Below are 14,157 nucleotides of genomic sequence, written 5' to 3'. Positions count from 1 at the left end.
TGAAGCTTAAGACACCACTGCCCGGCGCAACAGAAGCGCGCGGCGGCGCTCGCTGTAGGAAGAGCGGCCTATTTGCCCAGCAGGCTGCGCAGGCCCCGGCCCAGGTGCTCACCGGCGATGGCGCCGGCGGCCGTGCCCGGCCCGGGCGCCGCGAGCGTGCCGACGGCCGCACCGATCATGGCGCCGCGGCTGAGCGTCACCGAAGGCTCGTCCAGCGTGCCGCCCACCACCAGCGGCACGCCCAGGGCGCCACCTGCCAGGTCCACGCCCACCCGGCCGTCCAGGCTGCGGTCGGCCTCGACGGTGACGTTGCCGGTCGCGGCCAGCAGGCCGGAGTTGGCCACCAGGTTGCGCAGGTGCACGACCGGGCCCTGGGTGACGACCTGCCCGGCCACCGTGTCCAGCGGCGTCTGGCCGCCGCTGCTGGTGCCCGCCGTCCTGACGGCCTTGGCCAAGTCGACGCCTTGCACCACCGCCTGGTTGACCGTGAAGCGGGTCTGCGTCTGCAGCGCATCCGCCAGCCGCGCCGGATCGCGGAACTCGGCGCGCAAGGTGGTCTGCGTGTCCATGCGCCCGGTCAGCGGCCGGCTGGGCGCGGTCAGCGCCGACACCTCCACGCCCGACAGCGCCAGGTTGCCCTGCAGCAGGAAGCCGCCGGCCGGCGGCCGGTCCAGCGTGAACTTGCCGGCGACGCTGCCGCCGCCCACGGACCCGTCCAGCGACCACTGGCGCCCGGCCCGCGCCAGGTCCAGCCGCGCGCCCTCCAGCCAGCCGCGGCGCACCCGAATCTCGGCTGCGTCCGGCAGGCGCTGCGCGTCCAGCAGCACGCGCGCATCCAGCGTGATGCGGCGCTGCGGCTGCACCAGGGTCAGCTCCTCGATGATCCAGCGCCGCGGCAGCAGGGCCAGCGCATCGCCCGGCGGGGTGCCCGCGCCCGTCTTCTGCGCCGCCGGCTTGCGCTGCTGGGCGGCGCTCAGGGCCGACACCGCCTGCTGCGGCACCACGGCGCGGCGCACCAGCAGCGAGGCGATCTCCAGCTCGCCGCGCAGCAGCGCCCGCCACGACGGGCGGATCTCGATGCGCTCGGCCGTCAGCGGCGGCTGGGTGCGCACCTGCAGCCCGTCGACGGCCACCGCCGGCAACGGCAGCAGGTCCACCGACAAACCGCCGAGCTTGACCGGCACGCGCAGCGCCGTGCTGGCCTCGCGCTCGATGCGGGCGCGGAAATCGTCACTGCCGGCCCAGCGCTGCAGCAGCGCGACCGCCACGCCCAGCAGCACCACCATCGCCAGCACGGCCAGCCCCACCCACGTCATCCATTTGCGCATGGCGACATTCTGGCCGCGGCCCGCGGCGGCGCCAGCAGAAAAAGCCCCGCGCCGCTAGCATCGACGCTGATCCCCAACACTGCCCAGGAAAGCACCATGAAGCTCTACTACTCCCCCGGCGCCTGTTCCCTGTCGCCCCACATCGTGCTGCGCGAGGCCGGGCTGGCCTTCGAGCCGGTGCTGGCCAGCACCAAGAGCCACAAGCTGCAGGACGGCACGGACTACTACGGCATCAATCCCCTGGGTTACGTGCCGCTGCTGGAGCTGGACGACGGCACGCGGCTGCGCGAAGGCCCGGCCATCGTGCAGTACATCGCCGACCAGGTGCCGACCAGGAACCTGGCGCCGGCCAACGGCACGCTGCCGCGCTACCGGCTGCAGGAGTGGCTGACCTTCATCGGCACCGAGATCCACAAGGGCTTCTCGCCGCTGTTCAACCCGGCCATGCCGGAGGAGGCCAAGAAGATCTCGCGCGACAAGCTGGTCTCGCGCCTGCAGTGGGTGGACGGCCAGCTGACCGGCAAGGCCTTTCTGATGGGCGAGCACTTCAGCGTGGCCGATGCCTACCTGTTCGTCGTGACCAACTGGGCCAAGCCCATGGCCATCGACCTGGCGCCCTACAAGAACCTGTTGGCCTTCCGCGAGCGCATGGCGGCGCGGCCGGCGGTGCAGGAGGCGATGAAGGCGGAGGGCCTGCTGAAGTAGGGCTTGGAACCGGGCGCTTTCACAGCGCCCGCTGCCGCCACGCCAGCAGCGCCCCCAGCCACAGCGCGCCGGCCGAGAACGCCAGGCCGCGCGCCAGGCCGCCCGGGCCGTCGGCGATCCAGCCCACCACCGTGGGCCCGACGATCTGCCCGGCGGCGAACACGATGGTGAAGGCGCTGATGCCCGCCGCCCATTGCGCCTGCGGCAGGTTGTGCCGCACCAGCGCCGTGGTCGAGGCCACCACCGACAGGAACACCGCGCCGAACACCAGGCCCGAGGCCAGCACCGCGGGCCAGGCCGCCGTCAGCGCCGGCACCAGCGTGGCGGCGCCCAGCAGCGCATTCAGCAGCGCCAGCGGCTGGCCGCCGCGGAAGCGGTCCAGCAGGCCGGCCCAGATGCGCGAGGACGCCAGCACCGCGATCCCCAGCAGCGCGTAGAACAGCGTGATGCGCCCGCCGGCCACGCCCTGCTCGCGCAGCAGCGCGATCACGAAGGTCATGTAGCCGATGTAGCCCACGCCGAACAGCGCATAGCCCGCCAGCGCCGGCGCGAAGTCCGGCCAGCGCAAGGCGGCACCCTGGCCGTCGCCGCCGGCCGCGTGCGGCTGCAGCGACGCGAGCCGGCGCGCCGGCCAGGCCAGCACCAGCGTCGCCGCCACGCAGGCCACCGCCAGCGCCCACCAGGCCCAGGCCCAGCCCTGCGGCCGGGCGCCGGCGGCGCGCAGCAGGGCCGGCACCAGCAGCGCCGACAGCACGATGCCCAGGCCGGTGCCGCCGTAGTAGATCCCCAGCAGGAAGCCGGCGCGGCGCGGCTGCAGCGCGCCCAGGCGCGCCGCCAGCAGGCCGCCGGCGATGAACAAAAAGGCGCTGGCGGTGCCGGCCAGCACGCGCTGCGCCAGCAGCGGCGCCGCCTGCGTGAAGAAGCCGGTGAGCCCCATGAACAGGCTGGCCAGCCAGGCGCCGGCCAGCAGCAGCCGCGACGGTCCCACCCGCCGCAGCAGGAAGGGCGTGGCCAGCGCGCCGAGCAGGTAGCCCAGGGCATTGGCCGTGTTCATCGCGCCGGCCAGCGTGTAGGACCATTGCAGGTCGGCGCGCATGGGCGGCAGCAGCAGGCCGTAGGCGAAGCGGGTCACGCCCAGCGACACGGCCGCCCCCAGCGAGAGCGCGAGCGACAGCGCCACCAGTCGCGAGGTCGAGGCCTGCCGCAAGTCCATGGCCCCATTGTCGGGCAGCAGCCCGGCGCGGTGCCGGCCTCTAGCGCAAAGCGCAACGCCGCACCCGCCGCAAGGGCATGCCTTAGCGCCTAACCTGCGCCCTCGCAACGCCCACGGCGAACAACACAAAGCAACGCCAACCCAAGAAGGACCCCCCCATGCCCACCTTGTTCGATCCCCTCCAGGTCGGCCGCCTGCAGCTGCCCAACCGCATCGTCATGGCACCGCTGACGCGCAACCGCGCGCCGGACGCCATCCCCACGCCACTGATGGCCGAGTACTACGCGCAGCGCGCCAGCGCCGGCCTGCTCATCACCGAGGCCACCGCCGTCAGCCACCAGGGCCAGGGCTATGCCGACGTGCCCGGCCTGTACGGCACCGAGCAGCTCGATGGCTGGAAGCGCGTGACCCAGGCCGTGCACGCCAAGGGCGGGCGCATCTACACCCAGCTGTGGCACGTGGGCCGCGTCTCCCACGTGGACCTGCAGCCGGGCGGCGGCCAGCCGGTCGCGCCCTCGGCGATCGCCGCCAAGACCAAGACCTACCTGATCAAGGACGGTGCCGGCCACTTCGTCGACACCTCGGAGCCGCGCGCGCTGGACGCCTCCGAGCTGCCCGGCATCGTGCACGACTTCCGCCACGCGGCGCGCCATGCGGTCAGCACCGCCGGCTTCGACGGCGTGGAGGTGCACGGCGCCAACGGCTACCTGCTGGACCAGTTCCTCAAGACGGGCGCCAACAAGCGCACCGACGACTACGGCGGCTCCATCGAGAACCGCGCCCGGCTGCTGCTGGAGGTGGTGCGCGCGGTCGCCGAGGAGGTGGGCGCCGATCGCACCGGCCTGCGCCTGTCGCCGGTCACGCCGGCCAACGACATCCAGGACGAGAACCCGCAGGCCCTGTTCGACTACGTCATGCGCCAGCTGGCGCCGCTGGGCCTGGCCTACCTCCACGTGATCGAGGGCGCCACCGGCGGCCCGCGCGAGGTGGAAGGCCGCCCCTTCGACTACGCCCGGCTGCGCCGGACCTACCGCGACGCCGGCGGCCGGGGCGCGTGGATGGTCAACAACGGCTACGACGCCGCGCTGGCCGACCGCGCGTTGGCCGAAGGCGTCGACCTGGTGGCCTTCGGCCGGCCGTTCATCGCCAACCCCGACCTGGTGGAGCGCCTGCGCCGGGGCGCGCCGCTGAATCCGGCGGACAAGAACACCTTCTACGGCGGCGGGGCCAAGGGCTACACCGACTACCCGACGCTCGGCAAGGCCTAGCGGACCGGCGCCGGCAGCTCTACCATCGGGGCCATGGCCCCCAAGCTGCGCATCCTGGTCGTCGAGGACGAGCCCGGCATCGCCGACACCCTGCACTACGTGCTGGCCACCGACGGCTTCGCGCCGGTGTGCTGCGCCACCGCCGAGGACGCGGTGCGCGAGTTCGCCGCGCGGCCGCCGGCGCTGGCGATCCTGGACGTGGGCCTGCCCGACGCCAACGGCTTCGAGCTGTTCCGCCGGCTGCAGGCGCTGCCGGGCGCGGCGGGCGTGCCCATCCTGTTCCTGACCGCGCGCAGCGACGAGATCGACCGCGTGGTCGGCCTGGAGCTGGGCGCCGACGACTACGTGGCCAAGCCGTTCTCGCCGCGCGAGCTGGTGGCGCGGGTGCGCGGCATCCTGCGGCGCAGCGCGCGCGCGGCGCTGCCGGCCACCGCGGCGCCCGCGGCACCGGCCCTGCCCCTGGCGCTGGACGAGGAGAAGCGCCAGATCCGCTTCTACGGCCGCGTGCTGGAGCTCTCGCGCTACGAGTACGGCATCCTGCGGCTGCTGCTGCAAAAGCCCGGCCGCGTCTACACCCGCGACGAGCTGCTGGCCAAGGTCTGGGACGCCGACAGCGACAGCTTCGACCGCACGGTGGACGCGCACATCAAGGCCCTGCGCGCCAAGCTCAAGGCGATCGCGCCGCAGCTGGAGGCGATACGCACCGCGCGCGGCAGCGGCTATGCGCTGAGCGAGGAGCTGCCGCCCTCGCCGCCGGCGTGAGCGCCATGACACGGCGCAACCGCATCTTCATCGCCATCCTGCTGATCTACGCGGCCGGCATCGCCTTCCTGCTGTACCGCGTGGTGGCCGACCTGGACCCGCGCTACCGCGAGTCCGCCGAGGACGCGCTGGTGGAGACCTCGCAGCTGCTGGCCAGCCTGATCGAGCAGGACGTGCGCGGCGGCGCCATCGACACCCTGCGCCTGGACGCGGCCTTCCGCTCGCTGTACGGCCGGCGCTTCGCGGCGCAGATCTACGGCGTGAGCAAGACCCGGGTGGAGCTGCGCGCCTACGTCACCGACCGCGCCGGCCTGGTGCTGTACGACTCGCTGGGACGCTCGGCGGGCGCCGACTTCTCGCGCTGGCGCGACGTCAGCCGCACGCTGCGCGGCGGCTACGGCGCGCGCTCCACGCCCGACGTGGAGGGCGACGCGCGCACCTCGGTCATGTACGTGGGCGCGCCCATCCGCTGGAACAACGAGGTCATCGGCGTGGCCACCGTGGGCAAGCCCGCGCAGAGCTTCGGCCAGTACGTGCAGGCCGCGCGCGAGAAGACGCTGTACGTGGGCCTGCTGTCCGCCACCGGCGTGCTGCTGCTGGCGCTGATCGTCTCGGTCTGGCTGGTGCGGCCGTTCGGCCTGGTCTCCGACTACATCCGCTACGTGCGCTCGCAGCGCAGCCTGAACCTGCCGCGCCTGGGCCGGCGCGCGCTGGGCATGCTCGGCGCGGCCTACGAAGAGATGCGCGACGCGCTGGCCGGGCGCAACTACGTCGCCGACTACGTGCAGACGCTGACGCACGAGGTCAAGAGCCCGCTGTCGGCCATCCGCGGCGCGGCCGAGCTGCTGCAGGAGCCGACCATGGACGCGGCGCAGCGCCAGCGTTTCCTGGCCAACATCACCCGCGAGGCCGGCCGCATCCAGGAGCTGGTGGACCGCATGATGGAGCTCACGGCGCTGGAGACGCGGCGCACGCTGGAGCACGTGGCGCCGGTGGACCTGCAAGGCGTGCTGCAGGACGCCCAGGGCACGGCGCAGGACGCGGCCGCCCCGCGCGGCATCCGGGTGGTGCTGGACACGCCCGCCGACACGGACGCGGCGCTGGTCGAGGGCGACGCCTTCCTGCTGCGCCGGGCGGTGGGCAACCTGCTGGACAACGCCATCGACTTCTCGCCGGCCGGCGGCGAGGTGCGGCTGTCGCTGGAGTTGACGGCGCGCATCGCCCGCATCCGGGTGCAGGACCAGGGACCCGGCATCCCCGAGTACGCGCAGGACAAGGTGTTCGAAAAGTTCTACTCGCTGGCGCGCCCCCACAGCCGCAAGAAGAGCACCGGCCTGGGCCTGGCCTTCGTCAAGGAGATCGCGGGCCTGCACCACGGGCGCGTCGAGCTGGCGAACGTGACGGCCGGTGCGCCGGCCGGCGGCGCCCTGGCCACGCTGTCGCTGCCGCGCGCCTGAGGCGGCGCCTCAGATCACCCGGCGCGGCGCGGCCGTCGCGGGATCGCCGCTGTTGGGCGTGCCGCTGGGCTCGATCAGCAGCAGGTGCGCCTCCTGCGGCGCGTGCGGCCGGTGCTGCACGCCGCGCGGCACCACGAACATCTGGCCGGCCTCGAGCTTGACGGTGCGGCCCTCGGGCAGGTCGATGTAGAGCAGGCCCTTGAGCACCAGGAAGAAGTCGTCGGTTTCGGCATGCGAGTGCCAGCGGTACTCGCCCTGCACCTTGACGACCATCACGTCGTGGCCGTTGTATTCGCAGACGGTGCGCGGCTGCCAGTGGCCCTCGAAGGTGGCGAGCTTGGCGGCGAGGTCGATGGCGGGTTCCATGGGAAGCTCCTGGGGGTGGTGGACGGCGCGCAGTGTGGCGCCGGGCGCGGGCGGCGGTCTTGTACAGTTGTTGCATGCAGCCGCAGCAGGCCGATCCGCACGACTGGGCCCGGTTCCAGCCAGGCCCGGTGGGCGGCGTCACGCTGATGCGCGCCCACTTCACGCGCCACACCTTCGAGCGGCACAGCCACGAGACCTACTCCATCGGCCTGACCACCTCGGGCGTGCAGGCCTTTCATTGCCGCGGCGCCCTGCACGCCAGCGTGCCGGGCCGGCTGATCCTGTTCAACCCGGACGAGGCGCACGACGGCCAGCGCGGCGCGCCCGAGGGCTTCGGCTACTCCATCCTGTACGTGCCGGCGGAGGTGGTGGCGCAGTGCCGCGACCCGGATGCTGCCATCGACGTGCCTCGCCATTTCGCCCGCCCGGTGGTGCACGACCCCCTCCTGGCCCGCCTGTACCGCGAGGCGTCGGCGGCCGGCGCCTGGGCCGGCGAATCGCTGCGCGCCGAGGAGCTGATGCGGCAGCTGCTGACGGGCGTGCTGCGGCGCCATGGCGACGGCGGCTGGACCGACGCGGCGCGCCGGGCCGGACAGGCCCGCATGGAGCGGGTGCGCGAGTACCTATGGGCGCACCATGCGCGCGACCTGACGGTGCAGGAGCTGGCCGGGGTGGCCGGGCTCTCGCGCGCCCACCTCACGCGCGCCTTCTCCGCCCATTTCGGCGTGCCGCCGCACGTGCACCTCAATGCGGTGCGGCTGCACCGGGCGCAGGCCCTGCTGCTGGCCGGCCGCCCGCTGGCCGAGGTGGCGCTGGCCTGCGGCTTCGCCGACCAGAGCCACTTCAGCCGCCGCTTCAAGGGCAGCTTCGGCGTCGCGCCGGGCCGCTGGCTACGGCAGATGCTCGGCTAGCGCCCAGCCGGCTTCAGGACTTCAGGAACGCCAGCATCTTGGCGTTCAGCTCCTGCGCGTGGGTCGCGGCAAAGCCGTGGGGCGCCCCGCGCAGCAGCTCCAGCCGGCTGCCGCGGATCATCTGCTGGGCCCGCTGGCCCGAGACCTCTACAGGCACGATGCGGTCGCTGTCGCCATGCACGATGCAGGTGGGCACGTCGAACTTCTTCAGGTCGTCGCGGAAGTCGGTGCCGCCGAAGGCGACGATGCACTGCTGCGTGGCCAGCGGCGAGGCGGCCCAGGCGATCCACTTGCTGAAGGCCAGCAGGTCCTGCCCGCGCGCATCGCCGGGCTCGAGGTTGTAGAAGCCGGGGAAAAAGCCCGCCAGGAAGCCGATGCGGTCCTGCTTGACGCCGGCCAGCATGCCGTCGAACACCGAGCGGTCCACGCCCTGCGGGTTGTCGGCCGCCTTCAGCAGGTAGGGCGGCACCGCCCCCAGCAGCATCGCCTTGGCGACCCGCCGGGTGCCATGGCGGCCGATGTAGCGCGCCACCTCGCCTCCGCCCATGGAGAAGCCGGCCAGCACCGCGCCCTGCAGGTCCAGCTGGGTCATCAGGGCATCCAGGTCGGCCGCGAAGGTGTCGTAGTCGTACCCGCCCACGGGCCGGCCGGACTCGCCGAAGCCGCGCCGGTCGTAGGCGATGCAGCGGTAGCCCGCCTCGGTGAGCGCCGTGATCTGGCTTTCCCACATGCGGTGGCTCAGCGGCCAGCCGTGGATCAGGACCACCGGCTGGCCCTGTCCCTGGTCGACGTAGTACAGCTCGGTGGCATGGGGTCCGGTGGTCTGCAGGCGTGGCATGGGAGAAATCCTTTCGCCGGCCAATCTAGACCCCCCTGCCCGTCCTTGGGGTAAGCGTGTGTGAGCCGGCTTCACCACGACTTCACACGCCCTGCACGGCCGCTTCCCACGGCCTTCCTGCCCCGTCGCGATCCTTGCGGCGTGCGCTGTCGCACGCCACAGGAGAGACCGAGATGCCTTCCCCCGCCCCCTGCAGCGCCGGCCTGGCGCGCTGGCTCTGGGCCGCCGCCGCAGGCCTGGCCGCCACCGCCGTGATCGCGCTGGGCACCGCCGCGCCGGCGCACGCGCAGGACGCCGCCGCGCCGCGTGCCACCGAGAGCCCCTACTTCCTCGTCCCGGGCGCCGACCCGTCGCTGGACGCGCTGCCGCTCAAGTCCACCCGGGTCGAGGTGCACATCGCCGGCGTGATCGCCGACGTCACCGTCACCCAGCACTACCGCAACGAAGGCACGCGCGCCATCGAGGCCCGGTACCTGTTCCCGGGCTCGACCCGCGCCGCGGTCCACGGCCTGAACGTGCGCCTGGCCGACCGCCTCATCACCGCCGACATCCGCGAGAAGCGCCAGGCGCGCCAGGAATACGCCGCGGCCCGGCAGGAGGGCAAGACCGCCGCCCTGCTGGAGCAGCAGCTGCCCAACGTGTTCCAGATGAACGTGGCCAACATCCTGCCCGGCGACGAGGTGAAGGTGGAGCTGCGCTACACCGAGCTGCTGGTGCCCGAGGCCGGGCGCTACCAGTTCGTCTTTCCCACGGTGGTCGGGCCGCGCTACAACAGCCCGCAGTCGTCGCAGGCACGCACCGCCTGGGTGGCGCAGCCCACGCTGCGCGAGGGCCAGGCCTCGCCCGCCGCCTTCGACCTGCAGCTGCACATCGCCTCGCCCCTGGCGATCCAGGGCGTGGAGTCGCCCTCGCACCGGATCGGCGTCGAGCTCGAGGGCGAGCGGCAGGCCCACGTGGCGCTGCAGGGCGAGCCGGGCCGCCCCGCCGGCAACCGCGACTTCATCCTCCACTACCGGCTGGCCGGCGAGGGCATCGCCTCGGGCGTGCTGCTGTACCAGGGTCCCCAGGAGAACTTCTTCCTGGCCATGGTGCAGCCGCCGCGGCAGGTCGATGCCCGGGCCATCCCGCCGCGCGACTACGTCTTCGTGGTCGACATCTCCGGCTCCATGCACGGCTTCCCGCTGGACACCGCCAAGGCCGTGCTGCGCGAGCTGATCGGCGGCCTGCGGCCCAGCGACACCTTCAACGTGCTGCTGTTCTCCGGCAGCAACCGCTTCCTCAGCCCGCAGCCGGTGCCGGCCACGCGCGCCAACCTGGAGCAGGCCATCCGCACCATCGAGCAGATGGGCGGGGGCGGCAGCACCGAGCTGATCCCGGCGCTCAAGCGGGTGTACGCGCAGCCCAAGGCGGCCGACGTGTCGCGCACGGTGGTGGTGGTGACCGACGGCTACGTGACGGTGGAGCGCGAGGCCTTCGAGCTGGTGCGCCGCCACCTGTCGCAGGCCAACGTGTTCGCCTTCGGCATCGGCAGCTCGGTCAACCGGCACCTGATCGAGGGCCTGGCGCGCGCCGGCCAGGGCGAGCCCTTCGTCATCACCCAAGCCTCGCAGGCGCGGGACCAGGCCACGCGCTTCCGGCGCATGATCGAGTCGCCCGTGCTCACCAGCGTGACCGCCCGCTTCGAGGGGCTGGAGGCCTACGACGTGGAGCCGCCCCAGCTGCCCGACGTGCTGGCCGAGCGGCCGGTGGTGGTGTTCGGCAAGTGGCGCGGCAACCCCGGCGGCCAGCTGGTGGTGGAGGGCCGCGCGGCCGACGGCCCGTACCGCCAGGTCGTGCCCATCGCGACGGTCGCGGGCGCCGGCGGCGCCCCGCAGGAAGGCGGTGACACCCGCGCGCTGCGCCACCTCTGGGCCCGCCACCGCATCGCGGCGCTGTCCGACCAGGAGGCGCTGGAAGGCGGCGACGGCCAGCGCGAGCGCATCACGGCCCTGGGCCTGCAGTACCGGCTGCTGACGCAATACACCAGCTTCCTGGCGGTGGACCGCGTGGTGCACCACCCGCGGCCGCAGGACGGCGCCTCCGTCGACCAGCCCCAGCCGCTGCCGGAGGGCGTGGGCGAGCGCGCCCTGGGCGAGGCGCCGGTGCTCGCCACCGCCGTGGAAGTGCCCGGCACGCCCGAGCCCGCCGCCTGGGGCGCCACCGCGGTGGCGCTGTCCATGCTGGCGATGCTGGTGCGCCGCCAGCGCCGCCGCAACGCCGCGCGCTACACCGACTGAAGGAGCGAAGCGATGAACCTGCCGCGACTGCTTCGCATGCCCGCCCTGGTGCGCTGGGGCGTGCGCATCGACACCGCGCCCGACGCGCTGTGGCTGGCCCTGCTGGCGGCCGCGCTGTGGCCCACCTGGTGGTGGATGGGCCGGCGCCTGGCCGACGGCTCCGACGACCCGCTGGGCCTGCTGGCGCTGGCCGCCCTGGCCGTGCTGGCGTGGCGCTCGCGGCACCGGCTGCGTGCCGCGCCGCGCCTGGGCTGGCTGCTGGCGGCCCTGGGCTGCGTGCTGCTGGCCACCGCCGGCCAGGGACTGCTGCCGCCGCTGGCACTGGCGCTGGCCAGCCTGCTGGGCCTGGCCGCGGGCCTGGCGGCCTTCCTGCCGCCGGGCACGCCGCGGGCGCCGGTGACCGGGCTGGCCGTGCTGTCGCTGCCGCTGCTGGCCTCGCTGCAGTTCTACGCCGGCTACCCGCTGCGCGTCCTCACCGCCGAGGCCAGCCGCTGGCTGCTGGGCCTGGTGTTCCGTGTGGAGCGCGAAGGCGCCACGCTGTGGGTGGAGGGCCGGCGGGTCATCGTCGACGCGCCCTGCTCCGGCGTGCAGATGGTGTGGTTCGGCTATTTCACCGCCTGCGTGGCCGCGCTGCTGCTGGCGCGCGGCGACCGTGCGTTCCTCACCCGCCTGCCGGCGGTGGGCGCGCTGGTGCTGGCCGGCAACGTGCTGCGCAACACGCTGCTGGTGGCGGCCGAGGGCGCGGGACGCCCGCTGCCCGGCTGGGCGCACGAGGTGGCCGGGCTGGCGGTGCTGGCCGCGGTGTGCGCCGGTGTCGGCTGGGTGATGTCGCGTCCCGAAGCAACGCGGAGGCCCGCATGATCGCCAATCGCTTCCTGAACCGGGTGCTGCTCAAGGCGACGTGCGCGCTGCTGCTGCCGCTGTGCACCGCCTGGTCGTTGGCCGTCGTGCTGCAGCGGCCCGCCGCCCCGGTCGCGCCGCCCGCGCCCGAGCCGCCCCGGCACTGGGACGGCCGCCCGCTGCGGCCGCTGGCCCTGAGCGAGGTGGAGCAGCGTTTCGCGCGCCGCTTCCCTGGCAGCCTGGCGAGGATGACGGACGGGCGGCAGGTGCTGGTGCTGCGCAGCGCGCACCAGCCCACGCGCATGCTGCATCCGGCGGTCGACTGCTACCGCGGCCTGGGCTGGCGCGTCGCCGCCGAGCAGCTGCGGCTGGACGGCCAGGGCCGGCTGTGGCGCTGCTTCGAGGCGGGGCGCGACGGCCAGCGGCTGCGCGTGTGCGAGCGCATCGTCGACGCCGCCGGCCGCGGCTTCACCGACACCTCGGCCTGGTACTGGGCGGCCGTGCTGGGCCAGTCGCCCGGGCCGTGGCAGGCCGTCACCGTGGCGGAGGCGTTGTGAACCTACGTACCTGCGTGTGCCTCCTGCTGGGCCTGGCGGCCGTGGCCGGCGCCGGCCTGTCGGCCGCAGCCCTGGTCGTGCGCGCCGTGCTGGCGCCATTGCCCGGCGAATGGGCCATCCCGCTGCGCCTGGGCCCGTGGACGGTGCAGGCCGGCGTGCCCTCCATGGTGCGGCTGGCCACCGCGCCCTGGGCCGCGCCGCTGCTGCACGGGCGCAGCATCGCCACCGACGCGGGGCGCGTGCACGTCGACTGGCAACCGGAGCAACGCCGGCTGACCCTGCGCTGCGCGCCCTGCCGCCTGCGCCTGCCGGCGCTGGGCGGACAGGCGCTGCTGCTGCCCTCGGCCCGGCTGAGCGCCACGCGCCAGGGCGAGTCCCTGTGGGGCGAGGTCGCCGCCGGCCCGCTGCGCGGCGAATGGCGCGGCACGCTGTCCCGCCAGGGCCTGCAGCTGCAGCTGGCGGTCGCCGATACGCCCATCGCCGACGCCTACGCGCTCTTCGGCGGCGCCATCCCCGAGCTGGCGCGGGTGCGGCTGCAAGGGCGTTTCGCCTTCACCGCGCAGCTGCGCCTGCCGCAGGGCGAGCTGCGGGTGCAGCCGCGCTTCGAGGGCTTCGAGGTCCAGGGGCTGGGCAGCGAGCAGCTGCTGCATGCGCTTACCGTCTGCGGCACGCCGCCACGCGCCGGCTACCTGAGCGACCACAGCCCGCTGGTGCGCGCCGTCATCGCGGCCGAGGACCAGCGCTTCTTCGAGCACCTGGGCTACGACGCAGCCGAGCTGGCCGCCGCCCTGGCCGGCAACCAGCGCGAGGACGCCGCCCTGCGCGGCGCCTCCACCCTGTCGCAGCAGGTGGCCAAGCTGCTCATCACGGGCGACGAGCGCAGCCCGGTGCGCAAGCTGCGCGAGCTGCTGTGGGCGGTGGAGATGGAGCGCACCCTGGGCAAGGCGCGCATCCTGCGGCTGTACCTGGCCCATGCGCCCTGGGGCGAGGGCCTGTGCGGCGCCGAGGCGGCGGCGCGCCACCACTTCGGCGTGCGCGCCCACGAGCTGGAGCCGGCCCAGGCCGTGTGGCTAGCCGCCATGCTGCACAACCCGGTGCTGGAGGCGCAGCGCTGGAAGGCCAGCGGCCAGATCAACCTGGCGCGGGCCCAGCGCATCGCCCTGGCCCTGCGGCCGATGCCGCGCGCCGAACGGCTGGCCTTGGCCGCCGAGCTGGCACGGGCACCCTGGGCCACGGGGGTCCCGGCCGTGCTGGAGCTGGCGCCGCCCGAATGAGGCTGTCGCTGAAATGCGCAAACGATGCCTCGCGCGGCACGGCAAGCGGTGCCCGGTCGGGGCTCATACTGGGGCGGTCCGTGCTGGCGCACGGACTTCGCGGGCCGTTCTCTTCGGCCTGGGGCCGCGGCATAACTCACTGCGCGCCCCGAAGGGCGCTGCGTTCAGACAGATGCCGCGAGTCAGATCACGAAGCGCGCCGCACTTGCGGCGCGCAGCCCCAGGCCGAAGAGCCGTCCCGCCGCCCCAGAAATCGCCCCGCCCAGGCACCGCCTGCCGCGCTGAGGCATGGCTTCGCTCGAAAGGTCTTCAAGACATGGCGCCCCGCGCGCAAGGACATTGGCGACGCCCCGCCGGACTGA

At 73.9% G+C, this 14,157-nt stretch carries 13 protein-coding genes; 9 read left to right on the top strand and 4 right to left on the bottom strand.

What is annotated here, in order from left to right:
* Positions 1 to 68: 68 nt before the first annotated feature.
* Complete coding sequence (locus RTA_RS00315; protein ID WP_041674917.1) at positions 69 to 1,328, bottom strand: AsmA family protein; 1,260 nt, start codon at positions 1,326 to 1,328, stop codon at positions 69 to 71.
* Positions 1,329 to 1,424: 96 nt separating this feature from the next.
* Between RTA_RS00315 and gstA the strand changes: the two genes are divergently transcribed.
* Entirely contained in the window at positions 1,425 to 2,033 is a 609-nt protein-coding gene (gstA, locus tag RTA_RS00310) for a glutathione transferase GstA (protein ID WP_013899357.1), read from the top strand.
* A gap of 19 nt (positions 2,034 to 2,052) precedes the next feature.
* Here the strand turns inward: gstA and RTA_RS00305 are convergent, their stop codons facing one another.
* A complete protein-coding gene (locus RTA_RS00305; RefSeq protein WP_041674916.1) occupies positions 2,053 to 3,246 on the bottom strand; it encodes a YbfB/YjiJ family MFS transporter in 1,194 nt (397 codons plus the stop codon).
* Positions 3,247 to 3,404: 158 nt separating this feature from the next.
* Here RTA_RS00305 and RTA_RS00300 point away from each other — a divergent pair, with 158 nt between their 5' ends.
* From RTA_RS00300 to creC, 3 genes are read left to right on the top strand one after another with little or no spacing between them, the layout of a single operon-like run.
* On the top strand, positions 3,405 to 4,514 hold the full coding sequence (locus RTA_RS00300) for an alkene reductase (RefSeq protein ID WP_013899355.1): 1,110 nt from the start codon (positions 3,405 to 3,407) through the stop codon (positions 4,512 to 4,514).
* 33 nt (positions 4,515 to 4,547) lie between these two features.
* Positions 4,548 to 5,276, top strand: a complete 729-nt coding sequence (gene creB / locus RTA_RS00295; protein ID WP_013899354.1) for a two-component system response regulator CreB — start codon at positions 4,548 to 4,550, stop codon at positions 5,274 to 5,276.
* Positions 5,277 to 5,281: 5 nt separating this feature from the next.
* Positions 5,282 to 6,733, top strand: a complete 1,452-nt coding sequence (creC, locus tag RTA_RS00290) for a two-component system sensor histidine kinase CreC (RefSeq protein ID WP_013899353.1) — start codon at positions 5,282 to 5,284, stop codon at positions 6,731 to 6,733.
* A gap of 9 nt (positions 6,734 to 6,742) precedes the next feature.
* On the opposite strand, the gene RTA_RS00285 is transcribed toward creC, so the two are convergent.
* Positions 6,743 to 7,099: a cupin domain-containing protein gene (locus RTA_RS00285; RefSeq protein WP_013899352.1), complete on the bottom strand. Its 357-nt coding sequence runs from the start codon at positions 7,097 to 7,099 to the stop codon at positions 6,743 to 6,745.
* A 74-nt stretch (positions 7,100 to 7,173) separates the two neighbouring features.
* Here RTA_RS00285 and RTA_RS00280 point away from each other — a divergent pair, with 74 nt between their 5' ends.
* Positions 7,174 to 8,010, top strand: coding sequence for a helix-turn-helix transcriptional regulator (locus RTA_RS00280; RefSeq protein WP_041674915.1), 837 nt, complete (start codon positions 7,174 to 7,176; stop codon positions 8,008 to 8,010).
* A gap of 13 nt (positions 8,011 to 8,023) precedes the next feature.
* Here RTA_RS00280 and RTA_RS00275 read toward each other — a convergent pair whose 3' ends face one another.
* A complete protein-coding gene (locus RTA_RS00275) occupies positions 8,024 to 8,848 on the bottom strand; it encodes an alpha/beta fold hydrolase (protein WP_013899350.1) in 825 nt (274 codons plus the stop codon).
* Between the two features lie 173 nt (positions 8,849 to 9,021).
* Here RTA_RS00275 and RTA_RS00270 point away from each other — a divergent pair, with 173 nt between their 5' ends.
* The 4 genes from RTA_RS00270 to RTA_RS00255 are packed head-to-tail and all read left to right on the top strand — an operon-like array spanning position 9,022 to position 13,795.
* On the top strand, positions 9,022 to 11,124 hold the full coding sequence (locus RTA_RS00270) for a VIT and vWA domain-containing protein (protein ID WP_013899349.1): 2,103 nt from the start codon (positions 9,022 to 9,024) through the stop codon (positions 11,122 to 11,124).
* 12 nt (positions 11,125 to 11,136) lie between these two features.
* Entirely contained in the window at positions 11,137 to 11,985 is an 849-nt protein-coding gene (xrtQa, locus tag RTA_RS00265) for an exosortase Q (protein WP_013899348.1), read from the top strand.
* Complete coding sequence (xrtQb, locus tag RTA_RS00260; protein WP_013899347.1) at positions 11,982 to 12,521, top strand: exosortase Q subunit 2; 540 nt, start codon at positions 11,982 to 11,984, stop codon at positions 12,519 to 12,521. Before xrtQa ends, xrtQb begins: the two co-directional genes overlap by 4 nt.
* Positions 12,518 to 13,795 carry a transglycosylase domain-containing protein gene (locus RTA_RS00255; RefSeq protein ID WP_013899346.1) on the top strand — a complete coding sequence of 426 codons (1,278 nt, stop codon included), beginning with the start codon at positions 12,518 to 12,520 and terminating at the stop codon, positions 13,793 to 13,795. Before xrtQb ends, RTA_RS00255 begins: the two co-directional genes overlap by 4 nt.
* Positions 13,796 to 14,157 lie beyond the last annotated feature (362 nt).

Origin of the sequence: Ramlibacter tataouinensis TTB310 (assembly GCF_000215705.1) — a bacterium.
Lineage (GTDB): Bacteria > Pseudomonadota > Gammaproteobacteria > Burkholderiales > Burkholderiaceae_C > Ramlibacter > Ramlibacter tataouinensis.
This window is presented reverse-complemented; position numbering and strand designations above follow the sequence as displayed.